19 protein-coding genes and 1 pseudogene are annotated in these 18860 nt (G+C 63.6%); 9 read left to right on the forward strand and 11 right to left on the reverse strand.

Annotated elements, in window-relative coordinates:
• Positions 1-8 precede the first annotated feature (8 nt).
• A complete protein-coding gene (locus ACWTU7_RS16755) occupies positions 9-1145 on the forward strand; it encodes an ABC transporter permease (protein ID WP_455839314.1) in 1137 nt (378 codons plus the stop codon).
• Positions 1146-1250: 105 nt separating this feature from the next.
• On the opposite strand, the gene ACWTU7_RS16760 is transcribed toward ACWTU7_RS16755, so the two are convergent.
• Together ACWTU7_RS16760 and ACWTU7_RS16765 are read right to left on the reverse strand one after the other, a co-directional pair.
• On the reverse strand, positions 1251-1904 hold the full coding sequence (locus ACWTU7_RS16760) for a glutathione S-transferase family protein (protein ID WP_455839264.1): 654 nt from the start codon (positions 1902-1904) through the stop codon (positions 1251-1253).
• 87 nt (positions 1905-1991) lie between these two features.
• Complete coding sequence (locus ACWTU7_RS16765; RefSeq protein ID WP_455839263.1) at positions 1992-2969, reverse strand: threonine ammonia-lyase; 978 nt, start codon at positions 2967-2969, stop codon at positions 1992-1994.
• A 513-nt stretch (positions 2970-3482) separates the two neighbouring features.
• Here ACWTU7_RS16765 and ACWTU7_RS16770 point away from each other — a divergent pair.
• Complete coding sequence (locus ACWTU7_RS16770) at positions 3483-5555, forward strand: S8 family serine peptidase (protein WP_455839262.1); 2073 nt, start codon at positions 3483-3485, stop codon at positions 5553-5555.
• Positions 5555-6904, forward strand: coding sequence for an MBL fold metallo-hydrolase (locus tag ACWTU7_RS16775; protein ID WP_455839261.1), 1350 nt, complete (start codon positions 5555-5557; stop codon positions 6902-6904). The genes ACWTU7_RS16770 and ACWTU7_RS16775 overlap by 1 nt, the downstream gene beginning before the upstream one ends.
• Positions 6905-7211: 307 nt before the next feature.
• On the opposite strand, the gene ACWTU7_RS16780 is transcribed toward ACWTU7_RS16775, so the two are convergent.
• Positions 7212-7535: a hypothetical protein gene (locus tag ACWTU7_RS16780; RefSeq protein ID WP_029347916.1), complete on the reverse strand. Its 324-nt coding sequence runs from the start codon at positions 7533-7535 to the stop codon at positions 7212-7214.
• 178 nt (positions 7536-7713) lie between these two features.
• On the opposite strand from ACWTU7_RS16780, the gene mbfA reads away from it, so the two are divergent.
• A complete protein-coding gene (gene mbfA / locus ACWTU7_RS16785; RefSeq protein ID WP_029347918.1) occupies positions 7714-8697 on the forward strand; it encodes an iron exporter MbfA in 984 nt (327 codons plus the stop codon).
• Between the two features lie 7 nt (positions 8698-8704).
• On the opposite strand, the gene ACWTU7_RS16790 is transcribed toward mbfA, so the two are convergent.
• The 3 genes from ACWTU7_RS16790 to ACWTU7_RS16800 form a co-directional block, all read right to left on the reverse strand.
• Positions 8705-9049 (reverse strand): antibiotic biosynthesis monooxygenase family protein, encoded by a 345-nt coding sequence (locus ACWTU7_RS16790; protein ID WP_292313350.1) that lies wholly within the window; start codon positions 9047-9049, stop codon positions 8705-8707.
• Entirely contained in the window at positions 9046-9432 is a 387-nt protein-coding gene (locus ACWTU7_RS16795) for an NIPSNAP family protein (RefSeq protein WP_455839260.1), read from the reverse strand. Before ACWTU7_RS16795 ends, ACWTU7_RS16790 begins: the two co-directional genes overlap by 4 nt.
• A gap of 95 nt (positions 9433-9527) precedes the next feature.
• Complete coding sequence (locus ACWTU7_RS16800; RefSeq protein ID WP_455839259.1) at positions 9528-9755, reverse strand: DUF1127 domain-containing protein; 228 nt, start codon at positions 9753-9755, stop codon at positions 9528-9530.
• A 68-nt stretch (positions 9756-9823) separates the two neighbouring features.
• On the opposite strand from ACWTU7_RS16800, the gene ACWTU7_RS16805 reads away from it, so the two are divergent.
• Complete coding sequence (locus ACWTU7_RS16805) at positions 9824-10498, forward strand: ArsR/SmtB family transcription factor (protein ID WP_095517651.1); 675 nt, start codon at positions 9824-9826, stop codon at positions 10496-10498.
• A 7-nt stretch (positions 10499-10505) separates the two neighbouring features.
• On the opposite strand, the pseudogene ligD reads toward ACWTU7_RS16805, so the two are convergent.
• Positions 10506-11523 (reverse strand): annotated as a pseudogene (ligD, locus tag ACWTU7_RS16810) (DNA ligase D); the annotation flags it as partial.
• Between the two features lie 59 nt (positions 11524-11582).
• A complete protein-coding gene (locus tag ACWTU7_RS16815) occupies positions 11583-12089 on the reverse strand; it encodes a YciE/YciF ferroxidase family protein (protein WP_027154740.1) in 507 nt (168 codons plus the stop codon).
• A gap of 405 nt (positions 12090-12494) precedes the next feature.
• On the opposite strand from ACWTU7_RS16815, the gene ACWTU7_RS16820 reads away from it, so the two are divergent.
• Positions 12495-12641 (forward strand): hypothetical protein, encoded by a 147-nt coding sequence (locus ACWTU7_RS16820; protein ID WP_455839258.1) that lies wholly within the window; start codon positions 12495-12497, stop codon positions 12639-12641.
• A 212-nt stretch (positions 12642-12853) separates the two neighbouring features.
• On the forward strand, positions 12854-13297 hold the full coding sequence (locus ACWTU7_RS16825; RefSeq protein ID WP_455839257.1) for a thiol-disulfide oxidoreductase DCC family protein: 444 nt from the start codon (positions 12854-12856) through the stop codon (positions 13295-13297).
• A 74-nt stretch (positions 13298-13371) separates the two neighbouring features.
• On the opposite strand, the gene ACWTU7_RS16830 is transcribed toward ACWTU7_RS16825, so the two are convergent.
• From ACWTU7_RS16830 to ACWTU7_RS16840, 3 genes are all read right to left on the reverse strand, one after another.
• Positions 13372-13749, reverse strand: a complete 378-nt coding sequence (locus tag ACWTU7_RS16830) for a DUF1850 domain-containing protein (RefSeq protein ID WP_455839256.1) — start codon at positions 13747-13749, stop codon at positions 13372-13374.
• Positions 13746-15836 (reverse strand): TRAP transporter permease, encoded by a 2091-nt coding sequence (locus tag ACWTU7_RS16835; RefSeq protein ID WP_029347930.1) that lies wholly within the window; start codon positions 15834-15836, stop codon positions 13746-13748. Before ACWTU7_RS16835 ends, ACWTU7_RS16830 begins: the two co-directional genes overlap by 4 nt.
• Before the next feature lie 184 nt (positions 15837-16020).
• Positions 16021-16980 (reverse strand): TAXI family TRAP transporter solute-binding subunit, encoded by a 960-nt coding sequence (locus tag ACWTU7_RS16840; protein ID WP_065006456.1) that lies wholly within the window; start codon positions 16978-16980, stop codon positions 16021-16023.
• Between the two features lie 241 nt (positions 16981-17221).
• On the opposite strand from ACWTU7_RS16840, the gene ACWTU7_RS16845 reads away from it, so the two are divergent.
• Positions 17222-17590: a YciI family protein gene (locus tag ACWTU7_RS16845; RefSeq protein ID WP_029347934.1), complete on the forward strand. Its 369-nt coding sequence runs from the start codon at positions 17222-17224 to the stop codon at positions 17588-17590.
• Between the two features lie 7 nt (positions 17591-17597).
• Positions 17598-18854 (forward strand): RNA polymerase sigma factor, encoded by a 1257-nt coding sequence (locus ACWTU7_RS16850; RefSeq protein WP_455839255.1) that lies wholly within the window; start codon positions 17598-17600, stop codon positions 18852-18854.
• Positions 18855-18860: the final 6 nt, after the last annotated feature.

Genomic DNA, 18860 nt, shown 5'->3' on the forward strand with positions numbered 1-18860 from the left:
GAAACGGGATAAACAGCGTCTTTTCATTCGCCAGGCTCGGCGCGCTGCTGATCAAGGAGTTCATCCAGATGCGGCGCGACCGCATCACCTTCGCCATGATGCTGGGCGTGCCGCTGATGCAGCTCGTGCTGTTCGGCTACGCCATCAACAACGATCCGAAGAGCCTGCCGGCAGCCTTGGTGGCGATGAGCAGCGATCCCTACACGCGGGCCATGGTCTCGTCGCTGCAGACCACCGGCTATTACAGGTTCGACCATGTCGTGCAAAGTGCCGCCGAGGCCGAATTCCTGATGGCGCGTGGCGACGTCGCCTTCGTCGTCACCATTCCCGCCGATTTTGCCCGGCGAGTCGAGCGCGGCGACCAGCCGCAAATCCTGATCGAGGCTGATGCGACCGACCCGGCGGTCGCCAGCGGCGCCATCTCGACGCTCGGCACCGTCGCCAACCAGGCGCTGCTCCGGGCGCGCGGCATGCAGGAGACGGCCGCCGAGACCGCCCGAGGGCAGCTCGAGGTCGTTGTCCACCGACGCTACAATCCGGAAGGCATTTCGCAATACAACATCGTGCCCGGCCTGCTCGGCGTCATCCTGCAGATGACGATGGTGATGATGACCTCGATCGCGCTGACACGCGAGACCGAGCGCGGCACGATGGAGAATCTTCTGGCGATGCCCTCTAGCCCGCTCGAGATCATGCTGGGCAAGGTGCTGCCCTATCTGGTGGTCGGCGCCGTTCAAGTGGTGGTGGTGCTGGCGGCGGCCAAGCTGCTGTTTGGCGTTCCCTTCACCGGGTCGTTGTCACTGCTGCTATCGGCGGTTCTGGTCTTCGTGCTGGCGCTGGTGCTGCTCGGCTACACCATCTCGACGATGGCGCGCACGCAGATGCAGGCACTCCAGCTCACCTTCTTCTTCTTCCTGCCGTCGATCCTGTTGTCGGGCTTCATGTTCCCCTATCGCGGCATGCCTGGCTGGGCGCAGATCTTGGGCGAGATTCTGCCGCTGACGCATTTCCTTCGCATCATCCGCGCGGTGATGCTGAAAGGCGCCGACCTGCCGGCGGTCGCAACCGAAATCGGCTGGCTCGTCGTGTTCGTGGCGCTGTTTGCCAGCGTGGCGCTGGTGCGGTTCCGCCGCACTCTGGACTAGTCCAGCTCAAGCAGCCTACGCAAATGGCCGAGATGGGTGGAGTGCGGAGTTCCAACGCGAACAGCAGCTCAGCTCATTTGGATGCATGATCATTCGGGTCGAGATTTATGCGGGTCTGGCCCAACCCGGGACCGGCGGCAATTCAGGCGCGTCCAGTCCTTGGAAAGGATTGCGCCAGGCGTCGATTCCTTCAAACTGACGATACCAGCGGCTGACAGAAGGATAATCGTCGAGCGGCAATCTGGCGACATCGTTAAAGGGCAGAAACGTCGCCATTCGAAAGTCGGCATAGGAAACCGAATTTTCGACCAGCCATTCTCGCTCGGAAAGCTCGGCCTCAAGTGTTGCAGCGGCCGTGCGGAAGTCTCTCAGCCCCTCTTCAACCCGGTGCTGATCAATCGGGCCGAGCCCAAACCGCTGTTTGGTCCCGCGTTCGAAATGCACGACGTCGCAAGCTCTCGCGAAGTTCTCCTTACCCCAACTGAGCCATCGGATCATCTCGGGTTCATCGTCGCCGGTGCGCCAGAGATCCGAATGCGCGTCGCGTGAAAGCCGGCAGGCTATGGCATCGGCCTCCCAGAGGCTCTTTCCCGAGCCCACAAGTATGGGCAATGAAAGATTTGGATTCAGCGGCCGAAATCGCTCAGCCTGCCCCGGAGCGAAGGGGGAGGCGAATTCAAACTCGACCTTCGCATTGAGATAGCGCGCTACCGCGACCGCGAGGCGGGGATTGGGATTGCGGCTGAAGTACAGCTTCATTGCATGTCAGTCCTTGAATGGTTCGACTGGACGCGCAGGAGCGCTATGACGCTTGGCATCGGAGCGAAGCCGGAACCGCTTGCCACCCTATGCCGCCGCCATGATCTCAGCATAGGTGCTGAAATCGACATTGCCGCCGGACAGCACCACGGCGACGCATTTGCCTGATAGCTCGATCTCGCCCGATGACAGCGCGGCCAGCCCGACGCTGCCGCCGGGCTCGACCACCAGCTTGAGATGGGCCATGGCGTCGCGCATCGCCTGTGCCGCGGCACTGTCGGAAACGGCAATGCCGCCGGCGAGATTCCTGCGGTTGATCTCGAAGGTGATCGCGCCCGGCTCGGTGGTGAGGAGCGCGTCGCAGATCGAAGTGTGGCCGGGTTCGATCGTAACCCGGGCACCTTTGGCCAGTGAGCGACAGGTGTCGTCGAAATGCTCGGGCTCCACCGCCCAGATGGCGGTGGCCGGCGATGCGTCCTTGACCGCAATCGAGATGCCGCTGCTCAGGCCGCCGCCGCCGCAGGGAATGACAATGGCGTCGAGGCTCACGCCGAGCGCTTTCGCCTGCGCCATCAGTTCGAGGCCGATCGTGCCCTGGCCGGCGATGATGGCGGGATCGTCGAATGGCGGGACCAGGACCATGCCCCTCTCCACGTACGGGCCAACCACCGTCATGCGGTCATCGCGGAAACGATCGAACGGCACCACTACCGCACCCATTTTCCTGACATTGCCGACCTTCATCGCCGGCGCATCGGTGGGCATGGCGATGACCGCCTTGACGCCGAACATCGCCGCCGACGCGGCGACGCCTTGCGCGTGATTGCCCGACGAAAAGGCGACGACGCCACGGCTGCGCTCCTCGTCGCTCAGCGACGACAGTTTGTTATAGGCGCCGCGGAACTTGAAAGAGCCGGTGCGCTGCAGCGTCTCCGGCTTGAACAGGATCCTGGCACCGAAGCGCTTGTTCAGCTCCGGCGATTCGATCAGCGGCGTTTCGACTATCAAGCCGGACAATCGCAATGCTGCGGCGCGGATATCGGCGATCCCGGGAGGGGTGGTCATGGGGAGGTCCTGCAGAATGAGATCGCCCATGGTGCACGGAAAACCAGGCCGCGCACCACTGTAAAAATGTGACCGTTACAATTCGCCTTTGGGCAGGAAAGGGGTGTGCCCATCGGCAGCCGGCCACTCTGACAACTTCGTGGCGGCGCACATCGTTTGCGGCGGGCAAGAAGCGCTTGGCGCGCAATGTGGTTGAAGCGCTTCATGAGCCCCGGGTCCAGTGCCTACCCGGCCGCACGCCGAACTCGCCAAGGCCGCCGCCTTCGCCACCTCCAATCGCGCACGCGCAGTCAGCGGCGCCATCATGAACCTCACCTTGTGAATCATGATCGATGTTATTGGCGGCGCTTACCAGTAACCCGCTGTTCTGTACGCGATTTGCAACTACAACGATAAATACACGCCACTCTGTTGCTTGTGACAATATTAACTGACATCCTCCGCCTCAGAAGAGTCTGTCGTCCTCAAATATTCGACAGGGCGGATGCGATGAGTGACAGTTGGCAGAACGTTGTGCTGCGGAACCAGCATCCGAAATTGCGGATGTTCGCAAATTGTGACGCAGACGTCAGTTCCGCGAAATCTGAAGTGCAGCCGGCGCTGCGCGTGACCAGCGAGGAGTTTGCGGCCTCCACTCCACCGCTCGCTACCGCTATCGCACCCGAGGACGCCCCGGTCAGCGGCACCGCCAAGAAGCACGGAGTCGACGTGCAGGCGCAGCGGGCGGCCGTCGAGGTCAGCGTTTTCGTCCGCTCGACCGATTCACTGCCACCGGTGGCTGGCCAGCAGACCTTGCGCGGGATGGCGACCCGCCGGATGACCCTCGATGAAGTGTACGATCTCGCGCGCGACGCCGGCACCATCTTTATCGAACCGGCCGACGCCCTGAAGCTGCCGCGTCCGATCAAGGGCAGCGCCGGCGGCACCGCTCCAGCCCGCCGGGTCCCGGGCGTCACTCCGGCCCAACTCGGCGACGGCAAGGGCATGCTGATCGGCATCATCGATGTCGAAGGCTTCGACTGGGCCCATACCGATTTCCTCGTCGGCGGCAAATCGCGGTTTGTCAGCATCTGGGATCAGGGTGCCAAGGTCGGCCGCAATCGCAAGGGCCTCAAGCGCGGTCGGGTGATCTCCGCCGCCGACATGCAAACCGCACTGACGGATGCCGCCAAGATTCACGTCTCGCCGCACGATCTCGAGCCGCAATCGCAGATGGTGGTGGGCTCGCACGGCACCCATGTCGCCTCCATCGCCGCCGGCAATAGCGGTCTCTGCAGCGCAGCCGAAATCGCCGCGGTGCTGATCGCGCTGCCGGAAGACGAAATCGACCGGCGCACCTCGTTCTACGATTCCACCTGCCTGCTCGACGCCGTCTACTACCTGCTCGATCTCGCCGGTGAGCGCCCCATCTCGATCAACATCAGCCTCGGGACCAACGGCCACGCCCATGACGGTTCAAGCATCCTCGATCGCTGGATCGACGCGTTGCTATCGGAGCCCGGCCGTTCGATCTGCATTGCCGCCGGCAACGCCGGCCAGGAACGACCCGAGGCTCCGGACGATCTCGGCTACATGATGGGCCGCATTCATGCGAGCGGCAAAATCGATGCCCAGGGCCTCGACCACATTCTCGAGTGGCAGGTCGTCGGCGACAAGATCAAGGATGCATCGGAGAACGAGCTCGAGATCTGGTACGAGCCGCAGGATCGCCTCGCCATCAGCATCCGCCCGCCTGATGGCGACTGGATCGGCCCGATCCAGCCCGGTGAGTTTCTCGAGAACCACCAGTTGCCCGACCGCACACTGATCAGCGTCTACAACGAGTTGCACCACCCGACCAACGGCGCCAACTACATCGCCACCTACCTGACGCCGTTCTTCGGCAGCCACCTGATCATCGGCATCCCCGCCGGCGTCTGGCAGGTCCGGCTGCACGGCCTCGTCATCCGCGACGGCGCCTTCCACGCTTGGATCGAGCGCGACGACCCGGCCGACTTGGGCGACGGCAGCTACTTCTGGCCGTCGTTCTTCACCGAGGCCTCGCATGTCGACACCTCCTCGGTCAGCGCCCTCGCCTGCGGCCAACGCATCGTCTCCGTCGCCAATCTCGATGAACTGAAGCGCCGCGCTCACATCACCTCGAGCCAGGGTCCGACCCGTGACGGCCGGCTGAAGCCCGACATCACTGCGCCCGGCACCGGCATCGTCGCGGCCAACGGCTTCGGCGGTCCGGATGACCCGTGGATCGAAATGACCGGCACCAGCATGGCGAGCCCCTATGTGGCCGGCGTCATCGGCCTGATGCTGGCGGCCGAGCCGACGCTCACCGCTGCCCAGATCCTCGGCATCATTAAGGCCACCGCCCGGCCCCTCCCCGGCGCCACCTATCAGTGGACGAACGACCTCGGCTTCGGTGTCATCTCTCCTGCCGCCTGCGTCGCCGAAGCCTCCCACGCGCTGACCCGTACCGAGCTGAAGAAAACCACGCCGCCCGCTACCGCTCCCACCGTCACCGCCGCGGCCCGCCCTGCCAGTCGCCGTGCCGCCAGGCCTGCAACCCGGCGCCCGCCGCCCGAGGCCGCATAATGAAAATCACCCTGCTCCCCTCCGACAAGGGCGATTGCCTGCTGATCGAGGCCGGTGCCGTCACCATCCTCGCCGATGGCGGTATGCCCGGCTCCTATGCCTCCGAGGTGCGCGGCTATCTCGGCAAATGGGCCGAGGACACCGGCAAGCAACTAGACCTCGTCTATGTTTCGCACGTCGATCAGGATCACATCGCCGGCGTGCTGCAGCTGCTCGAGGACACAGTGCAATGGCGCGTTTTCGACCACAAGCACGCCAACGGCCAGTCCTCCGGCAAGCCACCGTTCAGGAGACCGCCCAAGGTCAAGCGTATCTGGCACAACGCCTTCAAGCTCATGGTGGATGAGTCCGAGGCGATCGGCACTGTCCTCGCCGCCCGCGCTAACACGCTGTCCAGTTCGGCCAACCCGTCACTGCTTCGGCTCGCCGACGCCTTCCGCAGCATCGCCAACTCGGTCCCCGAGGCGATCAAGGTGTCCCGCCGTATCGCCGCCGACCAGTTGAACATCCCTCTTAATGGCGAGTTCGGCAAGCTCCTCGCCATGGTCCGCGGCCACGAGGTGATCAGCCTCGCGGCCAACAGCTCCCTCGCCATCCGCGTCATCGGCCCGTTCGAAAAGGATCTCGAAGTCCTCCGCAAATACTGGAAGAACTGGCTCAACAACCCTAAGAAGGCGGGCTCGCTGCAGGACCTCGAGGAGTGGCTGGAAGAAAACGACGGTCCGATCCCGCCCGGCTTCGGCGTGTCCATCGACGACGAACTGGGCCACCGCAAGGACGTCACCGAGCCCAACCTCGCCTCGCTCATGCTGCTGCTCGAGGAGCCGAAGGCTAGCGGCGGTGTCACCCGCGTCATCATGACCGGCGATGGCCATGCCGACGATATCCTCACCGGCCTCACCCATCACGGCCGTCTAGCCGATGGCGCCGGACTGCATGTCGACGTGCTGAAGCTCCAGCACCACGGTTCCGAGCACAATCTGCACCGCGCCTTCGCCAGGCGCATCACCGCCGATCACTACCTGATCTGCGCCAACGGCAAGGACAAAAACCCCGACCTGCGTGTCCTCGAGGTGCTGCTCGATTCCCGGCTGGGCGTTGCCGACAAGCTCTCCCCGAACGCGGAAGCCGGCCAGCCCTTCACCATATGGCTCAACTGCAGCACCCACTATCTCGACAAGCAGCAGGCCGCCTACATTGCGAAGAAGGGCACGCGCTCCACCGAGCTCGACAAGAACATCGCTCATATGAAGGCGGTCGAGGCTCTCCTCGCCCAGGCCAAACAGCACAACCCTGGCAGGCTGAAGCTCAAATCCCTCAAAGCCTCGCCGCTCGAACTCGAGGTCTGAACCGATAACGCGTCGAGTCAGTCCGCGCATCACCAGCGCCACCACGCCGTCGCGCCTGCAGGACTGCTTGGGAGGCTCCAAAATATGGCGACCGCCATGGGGCCTGGGGCCTGCGGCGAACTGGCCGCTCCGGCCCTCCGCTATGGCTTCGGGCGTTCGTCGCTTCAATTGACGAATGGCTGTCAATTGCCCCGGTCTGGTAGCTGATTGCCTCAGCTGGAGGCCGCTGCCGGCGGCAGCTCCCCGGGTTCGAATCCTTTGAAAGGTCCCCTGGATCTTTTCAATTCGCCTGCGACGAACCGGGTTCTCACCCCAAAAGCGTCCTTTTCCGTTTGGCACCGCCCATCTTGCGCCAAGTGTTGAAGCGATGGGTGGCGGCGGCGAAGGAGATCTTCATCTGCTGGGCAACCGAATAGCGCGATTTGCCCTCGTCGAACATGCGGTAGCAGCACTCGACGCCCTCCTCTGTCAGCTTGCCGTCGGGCGCTTTGTTGTGCGGATTGGCCGGATCGAATTTTTCGACCTGCTGCTCGACCAAGCCTTTAAGGCGCTGCAGGTCCCCCTCGATGCTGGCGATGAGGTCGAGAACGGGTTTCGGGTCAAATGCATGGGTGGGCAATTTTGCCGGCATTTACGGTTTCCTTTCTCTTGGCTTAAGTTCGGCTATATAGGTGAACATTCGCCAATGAAGAAGAGGTGGCGGAAGAATCCCGGAGTCGCTAATTTTGAACGTCCGGCCGACGGGCGCGATTGACCAAGAGCGCACCAAACCCTAGTTTAGAATTATTCTAAACTGGGGTGAATTTCTCATGCTTTCTCGTGTTTTCGGTTTTGGCCGCCGTCCTTTCGAGTCGCTCTCGGAGCAAGAGATCTTGGCGCTCGCCATCTCTTCCGAGGAGGATGACGGGCGCATCTACCGCGCCTATGCCGACGGGCTGGCGGGTAGCTTTCCGCATTCGGCCAAAGTGTTCGAGGAGATGGCCGAGGAAGAGGACGGCCATCGCGACTCGCTAATCGAGCTTCACCGCGAACGTTTCGGCGAACGCATTCCGCTGATCCGGCGCGAGCATGTGAAGGGCTATTACGAGCGCAGGCCCGACTGGCTGGTCAGGCCGCTCGGCATCGAGCATGTGCGCCAACAGGCTGAAACGATGGAGCGGCAAGCCTATCTGTTTTATGTCGAGGCAGCGAAACGCACCAGCGATGCCTCGACGCGAAAGCTGCTCGACGATCTGGCGGTCGCCGAACAGGGCCACGAGACGTTGGCGCAGCGGCTGGAGAAAAAGCATGTGCCGGGTGCGGTGAAGGATGAGGAAGCCGCGGCCGAGCAGCGCCAGTTCATCCTGACCTATGTGCAGCCGGGACTGGCCGGTCTGATGGACGGATCGGTGTCGACGCTGGCGCCGATCTTCGCCGCCGCCTTCGCCACGCACGACACGTTCCAGACCTTCCTGGTCGGGCTTGCCGCCTCGATCGGCGCCGGCATCTCGATGGGCTTCACCGAGGTCGCCTCCGACGACGGCAAGCTGTCGGGGCGCGGCTCGCCGGTTAAACGCGGCATTACCACAGGCGTCATGACGGCGCTGGGCGGTCTCGGTCACGCCTTGCCCTACCTCATTCCTTATTTCTGGACCGCGACAATTCTCGCGGTCGTGGTGGTGTTCTTCGAGCTGTGGGCGATCGCCTTTGTGCAGAACCGTTACATGCAGACGCCATTCTGGCGCGCCGCCTTCCAGGTGGTGCTGGGCGGCGCGCTGGTGTTTGCGGCTGGAGTGCTGATCGGGAATGCCTAGAAAAGCGCTACCCATTCACCGCCCGGCTGTCCTCAGGCGCCTCGGCGCGTTCGGTCAGGCCGTAGTCGCGCACGACATGGGCGATGCGCAGACGATAGCCGGCAAAGATGCCGCCACGGCCGGCCTTCTGCGCCTGCCTATGTTCCTCCGTGTTGCGCCAGGCCTTCACCGCCTCCTCGTCGCGCCAGAACGACAGCGACAGGATGCGGTTCGGGTCGGTGAGGCTCTGAAAGCGCTCGATGGTGAGAAACCCGTCTATGCCGTCGAGCAGCGGACGCAGGTCGGCTGCGAGGCCGAGATAGGCGTCGCGCTTGCCCGCTGCCGGCTCGACTTCGAAGATGACGGCGATCATAGTTTCACCTTTCCTTCAGGCATGATCTCGGTCTGAAAAGTCTGCAACTTCTGGGGATCATGCTTCGGTGCGTGCGGCCCGGACGCGAGTTTCAGAAACGTCCGATCCTCCTTCAGGATGAATCTTTCACGCCGGGCGAATTCGTAATTCGCCCGGCCGACCGGATCGGCGGCGAGCCTGATGCGGTAGGCTTCGTAAGCCGCCAGGCTGTCGATATTGTAAGCGGCGTAGGCGGTGGTGGCCGAGCCCTCATGCGGCGCAAAATAGCCGATCAGATCGGCGCCGCAGCGCGGGATGGCCTCGCCCCAGTTGCGGGCATATTCCTCGAATGCCGCGTTGCCGAACGGGTCGATCTCGTAACGGATGAAGCAGGTGATGGTCATCTTTTGTCTCCTTGCTGGATTTGTTTGTTGCAGCGACAGTTCGAGTGGGGTCGAAACGTTCGGCGGACCGATGTGCTAGGCAATTTCTCTGGTGGTCACGCTTGCCAGAAGCACTTCGCGCATTCGCGGCGAACGTCTTCTGGCGTCAGGCCAACATCGCGCAAAAGGTGCTCGTCAATCTCGGCGAGGTCGAGGCGCTGCAGATGGCGGTCGTACCACCGCGCCAGGAGCCGCAGATGCAGCCTGCGCAAGATAATGAACGGAAATGGCCGACGGCCTAAGCGCCTGACAAGCACGGTGTGGGGAACGGTTCTTGCGATCATCGTTGTCTCCTTGATCTCAGCCGAGGATAGTGGTTATCTGACGACAATGCTTCGATGGGGAACGAACTATGCGTGAAGGACCAGATATAGCCCGCATCGCCAGCCTGGTCGGCGATCCGGCGCGAGCAAACATGCTGACCGCGCTAATGGGCGGCACGGCACTGACGGCGAGCGAACTGGCGCTCGAGGCCGGCGTTTCGCTGCCGACTGCCAGCTCGCATCTGTCGAAACTGATGGAGGGCGGGCTGCTGACGCTGGCAAGCCAGGGGCGGCATCGCTACTACGGCCTCGCCGGGCCGCAGGTGGCGGGCATGATCGAGGCGATCACCGGTGTCGCCGCTGCGGTCGGGCCGCAACGGGTGCGGCCGGGTCCGCGTGATGCGGCCATGCGCGCGGCGCGGGTTTGCTACGACCACCTCGCCGGAGAACAGGCAGTGGCGATGCTGGATCGTCTTGTCGGCAAAAAAGTCCTCATCCGCGACGATAAGGAGATCAGGCTTGGGCCGTCAGCCGCCGCGCATTTCGCCGAAATCGGCATCGATGTCGAGAGCAAGGCGCGGCGACCCGTGTGCCGGGCCTGCCTCGACTGGAGCGTGCGGCGCTCGCATCTGGCCGGCACGCTGGGCGCGGCCATTCTCGACAAGATTCTTTTGGAAAAATGGGCGCGGCGCGAAAAGGACAGCCGCGCGGTGATTTTTTCGCCGATGGGCAAGCAGGCCTTCGAGACGGTTTTTCTCGGCTGAAAGATGATCAGCCGCCCTCGAGCGGCTTGCCCTGCTTGAAAAAATCCGCCCAGGGATCGGCTTTCGCCAACTGCTTCAGCGTCGTCTTGTCGCCGACCGGAAAGGCGTTCGGCGCCAACCCGGCCTCGATCTCCGCCCAGGTCGCCGGCATCGAGACCGTAGCGCCTTTCTTGGCCCGCGACGAATAGGGTGCCACCGTGGTCGAGCCGCGGCCATTGCGCAGATAGTCGACGAAGATCTTGCCGGTGCGCGCCTTCTTCGACAGCGTCGCTGTATACCGATCAGGGGCGGCCTGCTCGAGGGCGCTGGCGAAATCGTGAGCGAAGTCCTTCACCTCATCCCAATCCGCCGACGGTTTCAGCGGCACGACGACATGATAGCCCTTGCCGCCGGAGGTCTTGACGAAATGCGGCAATGACAGCTCATCGAGCTGGCCCCGGATTTGGAGCGCCGCCGCGCGCACCGCTTTCACGTCGACGCCTTCGTCGGGATCGAGATCGAAGATGACCTGGTCCGGCTTGTCCAGTTCGTCGATGGTGCAGCCCCAGATATGGATCTCGACCACGCCGAGCTGGACTAAGGCAGCGACACCATCGAAATCGCGGATGAACAATATCTCCTCGCCGTCCATCGGATCCTTCATCCTGGCGATTTTTTCGTGCATGCCTGCGGACGCATGCTTTTGGAAGAAGCGTTGGCCGCCGACGCCGTCCGGCGCCCGTACAAGGCTGAGCGGCCGATTGACGACGAATTGTTGCATGCGCGGCCAGACCAAAGCGTAATGATCGAGCAGACCCTGCTTAGAGACCTTCTCCTGCGGCCACAGAAGCTTGTCGGGATGAGAAAGTTTTACGACGGTTTTTGCCCTCCCGGCGGATTTTACAGAGGTCTCGGCCTTGCCCCCGGCAGGCTTTGCCTTGGTGTCGGCCTTGCCTGCGGGTGCCTTCGGCTTTTCCTGCACGACTTCCTCCGCCGGTTTGTCCTCGCGCAATCTGGAACGAGGCGTGGCGCATTATACGGTCGACGTCCAGGTACGGAAAGTGAGGCAAAGCCGGGTTGTCCGGCCTTGCCTCAATCGCGAGTGCTATTCCGCGGCCTGAAGGTTGACCTTGGCTTCCGCAATCTCGGTAAGCTTGCGGTCGGTCGCCTGCTCTTCCTTGATGTTGTTGGCCAGGACATTGGCACAGTCGGTGCGGCCAAGCTGCTTGGCCCAGGCGATCAGGGTGCCGTAACGGGTTATCTCGTAGTGCTCGACCGCTTGCGCGGATGCGATCAGGGCGGCGTCGAGAACGTCCTTGTCGTCGATGTCGCCGCTGACTTCATCGGCTTCCTCGAGAATGCCGTCGATAGCCGGACAGTTGACCGTCTTGGCCTTCACGCCATGCAGTTCGAACACCTTCTCGACCCGCTCGATATGGCCTTTGGTCTGGCCGAGGTGCTTCTCCAGGCCGGCTTTCAGCTGCGGATCGGTCGCCTTGTCGATCATCTTCGGCAGCGACTTCTCGATCTGTTTTTCGGCGTAATAGATGTCGCGAAGCGTGTGGACGAAGAGGTCGTCCAGCGTCTTGATGTCTTTCGAAAAGAAACCCATGGCTTTGCCTTTCCATTGTTCTTGCTGTGCGGGTCCTGGCGGCGGTTCCGCACGGAAACCGCTGCCTGCTGGGCCGGGTTGGTCCCGGCTTTTAGCGTCAACGTGCGGCTATCGGACGGGTTCCTGGCTTTCCCCGAGCACGCACGGAAATTTCGCGGCGCCGGCCAAAGTTGAAACACAAGCGCGCCGCAGCGACATCCAAACGAAACATATGTGATGCAAAAGTCACACTAGCCGGAATGCCGACGAACTGCATGGAAAGACCCCGAATCAGCCGCATTCCAGCCAAGAACCAAGGCCTTTTTGACCAAAGATTAACATCGTGTTCACCGACTATTCACGCCTCGACGCTATGATCCCCGCAATTCGGAAGGGACATCCGAAATCGGGACAGGGACAGGGACAATGAACTTCTTGACGCACCTCATCGGCTACGCTACCGCCATCCGCGAATTCGTCGCGCCGACCTACCGGCCGGAGCGCTATTACATGCGCGGCCCCGGCCCCGCCTGCGCACGCCGCGGCCACACGCTCGGCATCAGCGCGCACTGATGACGACCATGGAAGGCCGTCACGACAGCCGGATCTGCAGGCCGGCCGCCGATCACCGTGCGACGACCTATCGCGCGGAACGTCCTGGGCTCGCCGACAGGCGGCGTGCGACAACGCCAAGATTCTGAGATTCTAGGGCTTTGAGATTCAGGGGCTTTGATCTCGCCGCCGGCAAGCTTAGTGTCGTTTGACATCAAGCAGCCGGGACTCGCGTGACCGCCCAGCCAGACCATCCTCCCGAAAAGCCAGCCTTCGATGCAAGCCAGCCGCTGATCGTGTTCGACGGCGTCTGCGTGCTGTGCTCTGGCTTTGTGCGCATGGTGGTCAGGCTCGACCGCAAAAGCCGCTTCCGTTTCGCCACGGCGCAGTCGCCGCTCGGCGAAGCGCTGTTCCGAAAATACGGGCTGCGGACGGACAGCTACGAGACCAATCTGGCCCTCATCGAGGGTGCCGCCTTCACGCGGCTGGACAGTTTCATTGCCGTGATGGCGGAACTGGGCTGGCCGTGGCGGGCGGCGAGATCTTTACTCCTGCTGCCGCGCCCGCTTCGCGACTGGCTCTACGATCGCGTTGCGAAGAATCGTTACGCGCTGTTCGGCAGGAAAGAGAGCTGCGAGATCCCGTCCGCCGAGTTGAAAGGGCGGCTGATTGGCTAGGCCGGCCACTGCAAGGGTTCTATCCTGCACGATACCGCGGGCGGATCGGCACCCCCCTTTGCCGGAATCATCCGTTATCGCGGCTGGCTCGAACCTTCGCAAGGCTCCAGCAAGATCGCGTCGCCTGCCGCCCTGGCGAGTTCGCGGCAGCCCTGAATCGTGCACAGCGTCCAGCCTTCACCCGTCGCGCCAGAGGCCGCGAGCAAAAGGCGCCGCTGCGGCGCCATCTTGGGTTTATAGGCCCACCAACCGTCCCGCAGCACCGAGCCTTCCGGCGGCTCCATGCCGGCGCCCGAGCCCTTGATCCGCGCCTCGGCGATCTGCAAGCCGGAAGGCATCACTTTCCAGTCTTCCTGCCAACGCGTCTTTTCCACCGAATGCGTCCAGGCGAGCGTGAACGCAGCCACAGTGAGCGTCACCGTCTTGCCGGCGGCGAGGATACAGAGGCTCATGCGGTGCCGGTGGCCTGCCGCGCACGCCAGCAATGCCAGCCGATCCAGGCGACAGAGAGCGCCCAGCCGGCTTCGTCGGTGACTGGCAGCGCCGCAACCAGCAGCACGCCGGCGGCGAAGGCGACGAGACGTTCCCACCAGGCCATGCGCCGGGCGAGGAACCCGACGGCGGCTGCGCCCCACAGGGCAATGCCCACGCAAGCCTTGGCGACGACATAGGCGACCTCGACGGGATAGCCGAACTGGGCGGCGATCGGGCCGGGGTCCTGCAACATCAGCGCCGGGGTGTAGACCGCCATGAACGGCACGACGAAGCCGGCGACGGCAAGCTTGGTGGCCTGGATGCCGATCTTGAGTCCGCTCTCCTTGGCCATGGGCGCGGCGGCGAAGGCGGCCAGCGCCACCGGCGGTGTGAGGTCGGCCATGATGCCGAAATAGAAGACGAACATATGGCTGACCACCAGCGGCACGCCGAGCGACAGCAATGCCGGTCCGGCCAGCGACGAGGTGATGATGTAGTTGGGGATCGTCGGTATGCCCATGCCGAGCACCAGGCAGGTCAGCATGGTCAGCACCAGTGACAGGAACAGATTGTTCTCGCCGATGGAGATGATCCAGCCGATGAAAGTCGAGGCGATGCCGGTGAGCGTCAAAGTGCCGATGACGACGCCGACGATGGCGCAGGCGATGCCGACCGGCAGCGCGTTCTTTGCTCCCTCGGCAAGTGAATCTACGCATATCTGCAGCGTCTCGCGACCGCCCTTGAAGGTGACGCAGGCGACAATTAGCCCGGCGATCACAAGACTGAGGATATTGACGCCGAATTTCATGAAAGAGGCGGCGGCAAGTCCCAACGCCAGCCAGAAGACGATGCGGAAGGCAAGCGGCCCGATCAACGCCGCCAGCGGCGTGCCGAGGATGAGCACGATGGTCAGCGCCAGACCCATGGTGCCGGCGAAGATCGGCGTATAGCCGGCAAACAGCAGATAGATAAGCGCGGCCAGCGGCAGCACCAGCGGCCAATGTCTTCTCACCGCGTCCCACGGATTGGGCAGGTCCGCCTTGGCCATGCCCTGTAGGCCGGCCTTGCCGGCTTCCAGGTACACCTGCCAGAAGCAGGCGCCGAAATAGAGCAGCGCCGGGATGATCGCCGCCTTGACCACCTCGGCATAGGGAATGTTCAGCGTCTCGGCCATGATGAAGGCGACCGCGCCCATCACCGGCGGCATGATCTGACCGCCCATTGACGAGGTTGCCTCGACGGCGCCGGCGAAAGCCGAACGGAAGCCGAAGCGCTTCATCAGCGGGATGGTGAACTGGCCGGAGGCCACCACATTGGCGACGCCAGAGCCGGAAATGGTGCCCATCAACGCCGAGGACAGAACGCAGACCTGGGCCGGGCCGCCGCGCCACGAGCCGACCAGGCCAAGGGCGAAATCGTTGAACAGTGCGATCATGCCGGCGCGTTCGAGAAAGGCAGCGAAGACGACGAAGATGAAGATATAGGCGGCCGAGACGTAGACCGGCGTGCCGTATATGCCTTCGGTGCCAAAGGCGAAGGTGTCGATGAGCTGGGCGAAATCATAGCCGCGATGGATGAAGGGCGGCGGCAGGTGATTGCCGAAGAAAGCGTAGGCGAGAAAGATCAGAGCGATCAGGGCAAGCGGCAGCCCCATCAGCCGCCGCGCCGCCTCGAAGACCAGCACGACCAGCACCGTGCCGATGATCAGGTCCGGCGTGGTGAGGAAGCCGGAGCGGCGGATGAGGTCGGTATAGAACACCCAATTGTAGAGGCCGGTGGCAAAGCCGAGCACGCCGAGCGTCCAGAACGCTGCTTTCGCCGGTGTGCTTGTGGCGCGCAGATTGGCGATCAGGGCAAAGCCGAGCAACAGCAAGAAGCCGACATGCATGGCGCGCACCACCTGGCTCGGAAGGCTGCCATAGGCGGCGATGTAGATCTGGAAGATAGAAAAGGCGATGGCGATGAGAAAGGCGGCCTTGCCGGCGATGCCTTCGCCGAAACCCGACGGCAGGCCTTCGACCGGGGCTTCGGCGGTGGGGGAAAGAACGGTCGGGGCGTCGGTCATTGGCGGGATTCCTGGCGGGGCGTTGCCCTCCCCCTTGAGGGGAGGGTGGACAGCCCCCGAAGGCGGATGGACGGGTGGGGTAACCTCAACTGCCTCGACCTTTGACTGAAAAGACGGAGTGCGTCGCCGAGGACCTCTCCCGGCCCTGCGGGCCACCCTCCCCCCTCGAGGGGGAGGGAGTGCCCTACTTCACCAGCCCTTTTTCCTTGTAGTACCGCTCGGCGCCGGGATGCAGCGGCACCGGCATGCCGTCGAGCGCCTTGGCCATGTCGATCGCCTTGGCGGCGGCGTGGGCGGCGGCGAGCTGGTCGAGATTTTCGAACAGTAGCTTGGTCATCTGATAGGCGGTCTCGTCGGAGACGTCGGCATGGCTGATGAGGAAATTACCGACGGCGGCGGTCGCGACATCCTCGGTCTGGCCTTCATAGGTGCCCTTGGGAATGGCTACCGAAAGATAGGGCGAACCGATCTTTGCGACGTCCTCCGCCGGTACTGCAACGACGTTGATCGGCACCGAGGTGGCGAGGTCGCGGATCGATGCGACGCCGAGGCCGGCCGATTGCAGCGTGGCGTCGAGCTGGCGGTTTTTGATGAGCTCGACCGATTCGGCGAAGGGCAGATACTCGACCCGTCCAAGGTCTTCGTATTTCAGCCCGGCGGCCGCGAAGATGGCGCGGGCGTTGAGCTCGGTGCCGGAGGCCGGCGCGCCGACAGACAGGCTCTTGCCCTTGAGGTCGGCAAGCGTCTTGATGCCGGACTCCTTGCTGGCAACGATCTGGATGTAGTTGGGATAGATGGCGGCGATGCCGCGCAGCTTGTCGAGCTTGCCCGGGTAGCCGGCTTCGGTATTGCCCTCGGCAGCCAGTTTGACGGCATCGCCGAGCGCGAAGGCGATCTCGCCTTTGCCCTGCTGCAGCAGGTTGAGATTCTCGACCGAAGCTTTCGTCGCCTGCACCTGGGTGCGGGCGCCTTCGATGCCCTTGCCGTAGATTTCCGACAGCGCGACACCGAGCGGATAATAGACGCCCGAGGTGCCGCCGGTCAGCACGTTGATGAATTCCTGCGCCTTGGCCGAAACCGCGCCAATGCCCAGCGACAGCGCCAGCGCGCCGGCGGCAACAAACTTCGTCCTGAAATTGAGCATGTGATTTCCTCCCTGAAATATTTGCCACCGCACGACCCGAGGCGAGTTTAGACAGCGGGCGGGAAATGCCAACCCGCAATTGCGCCGATTAGACCAACGGTCGATGCCGCTGGACATGCGGGCTTGCGCGAGATGCCATCCGGGCCGAAAGATTTTTGCAGCGCCTGTCGAATTCGGGCGAGGACGCGCGACATTGGTTCGGCCGGCAACGACGCGGCCTTCGAAACCACGGGAGAAGACCATGCGATACATGCTTTTGATCTACGGAAACGAAGCCGCAATGGCGAATGCGCCACGCGAGAGCACCGAGCAGACCCTCGCGGCCTATGGCGCTTATACCGAAGCGTTGAAGAAATCAGGCGTATGGCTGGCCGGCGACCGGCTGAGACCGACCCAGGCGGCCACCTCTGTACGGATGGCTAACGGCAAGACCAACGTGCTCGACGGCCCGTATGCCGATACCAAGGAGCAACTTGCCGGCTTCTACATGATCGAGGCGGCGGACATCGACACGGCCATCGAATGGGCTGCGCGCTGTCCAGCAGCCAGCACTGGCACGGTCGAGGTGCGACCGATCTGGGAAATGACGGAGTACTTATCTGAGAAATGACCATGTGATGGACAGTCGTCCGGAGATCGCACGGGCGGCGGCGGATGCAGCCGCCCGCCAAAGCTACGGCAAGCTGGTCGCCTATCTGGCCGCGCGCATCCGCGACGTGGCCGGCGCCGAGGACGCGCTGGCCGACGCCTTTGCGGCGGCGCTCGAACGCTGGCCGCAAACCGGCGTGCCTGAGAAGCCGGAAGCCTGGCTGCTGGCGGTGGCACGAAAACGTAGCGTCGACGCGATCCGGCGGCGGCTGACCAGCGAGGCGGGCCGCGACCATCTCAGGTTGATCGCCGAGGAGATCGAGGCCCGCATGGCCGATGAAGACCTGCCCGACGAACGGCTGCGGCTGATGTTTGCCTGCGCCCATCCGGCGATCGAGGCCGGCGTGCGCGCGCCGCTGATTCTGCAAGCCATTCTGGGCTTCGACGCCGCGACGATCGCCTCTGCCTTCCTGGTGTCGCCGGCAACGATGGGCCAGCGCCTGGTGCGCGCCAAAAACCGCATCCGCGAGACCGGCATTCCGTTCCGTGTGCCGGAGCGGGCCGAGCTCGGCGAGCGGCTGGATGCGGTGCTGGAAGCGATCTACGCCGCGTTCGCCGAAGGCTGGTCCGACCCGGCCGGCACCGAAACCCGGCGGCGCAATCTCGCGACCGAAGGCATCTGGCTCGGCCGGCTGGTGGCGTCGTTGATGCCGGATGAGCCGGAAGCGCTCGGCCTGCTGGCGCTGATGCTGTTTGCCGAGGCGCGGCGTGCGGCGCGGCGCAACGCCGCCGGAGACTATGTGCCATTGGCCGAGCAGGAGCTTGCGCTGTGGGACGGCGCCTTGATCGACGAAGCGGAGACGCTGCTCAGGCGCGCCGCGGCCAAGGGCGTTGTCGGTCGCTACCAGCTCGAGGCGGCCGTGCAATCCGCCCATACGACCCGGCGGCTGACCGGCCGGACCGACTGGATTGCGATCAAACATCTCTACGACGCGCTGTCGATGGTTGCCGGCTCGCCGGTGATTTCGATCAACCGCGCGGTGGCCATTGCCGAGGCCGACGGCGCCGCGGCGGGATTGAGTGCACTTGATGAGCTTGGCGACGACAAACGGCTGCATGATTATCAGCCTTATTGGGCCGCGCGCGCGGGCCTTCTGGCCAGGATCGGCAAAACGCGAGAAGCGGCCGCAGCCTATGACCGGGCGATCGGCCTCGAACGCGACCCGGCTGTGCGCTGGTTCCTGCAGGAACGACGGGCGGGGCTCGGCCGCGCGGAAGCAGACTGAGACAAG

It is taken from the genome of Mesorhizobium sp. BHscii (assembly GCF_053848065.1).

Excerpts from the sequence above, each read along its gene's own strand:
- ACWTU7_RS16760 (WP_455839264.1), bottom strand. The coding sequence starts at position 1,904 with ATGAAGCTGTACTTCAGCCGCAATCCCAATCCCCGCCTCGCGGTCGCG.
- ACWTU7_RS16765 (WP_455839263.1), bottom strand. The coding sequence starts at position 2,969 with ATGACCACCCCTCCCGGGATCGCCGATATCCGCGCCGCAGCATTGCGA.
- ACWTU7_RS16775 (WP_455839261.1), top strand. The coding sequence starts at position 5,555 with ATGAAAATCACCCTGCTCCCCTCCGACAAGGGCGATTGCCTGCTGATC.
- ACWTU7_RS16780 (WP_029347916.1), bottom strand. The coding sequence starts at position 7,535 with ATGCCGGCAAAATTGCCCACCCATGCATTTGACCCGAAACCCGTTCTC.
- mbfA (WP_029347918.1), top strand. The coding sequence starts at position 7,714 with ATGCTTTCTCGTGTTTTCGGTTTTGGCCGCCGTCCTTTCGAGTCGCTC.
- ACWTU7_RS16790 (WP_292313350.1), bottom strand. The coding sequence starts at position 9,049 with ATGATCGCCGTCATCTTCGAAGTCGAGCCGGCAGCGGGCAAGCGCGAC.
- ACWTU7_RS16795 (WP_455839260.1), bottom strand. The coding sequence starts at position 9,432 with ATGACCATCACCTGCTTCATCCGTTACGAGATCGACCCGTTCGGCAAC.
- ACWTU7_RS16800 (WP_455839259.1), bottom strand. The coding sequence starts at position 9,755 with ATGATCGCAAGAACCGTTCCCCACACCGTGCTTGTCAGGCGCTTAGGC.
- ACWTU7_RS16805 (WP_095517651.1), top strand. The coding sequence starts at position 9,824 with ATGCGTGAAGGACCAGATATAGCCCGCATCGCCAGCCTGGTCGGCGAT.
- ACWTU7_RS16815 (WP_027154740.1), bottom strand. The coding sequence starts at position 12,089 with ATGGGTTTCTTTTCGAAAGACATCAAGACGCTGGACGACCTCTTCGTC.
- ACWTU7_RS16820 (WP_455839258.1), top strand. The coding sequence starts at position 12,495 with ATGAACTTCTTGACGCACCTCATCGGCTACGCTACCGCCATCCGCGAA.
- ACWTU7_RS16830 (WP_455839256.1), bottom strand. The coding sequence starts at position 13,749 with ATGAGCCTCTGTATCCTCGCCGCCGGCAAGACGGTGACGCTCACTGTG.
- ACWTU7_RS16835 (WP_029347930.1), bottom strand. The coding sequence starts at position 15,836 with ATGACCGACGCCCCGACCGTTCTTTCCCCCACCGCCGAAGCCCCGGTC.
- ACWTU7_RS16840 (WP_065006456.1), bottom strand. The coding sequence starts at position 16,980 with ATGCTCAATTTCAGGACGAAGTTTGTTGCCGCCGGCGCGCTGGCGCTG.
- ACWTU7_RS16845 (WP_029347934.1), top strand. The coding sequence starts at position 17,222 with ATGCGATACATGCTTTTGATCTACGGAAACGAAGCCGCAATGGCGAAT.
- ACWTU7_RS16850 (WP_455839255.1), top strand. The coding sequence starts at position 17,598 with ATGGACAGTCGTCCGGAGATCGCACGGGCGGCGGCGGATGCAGCCGCC.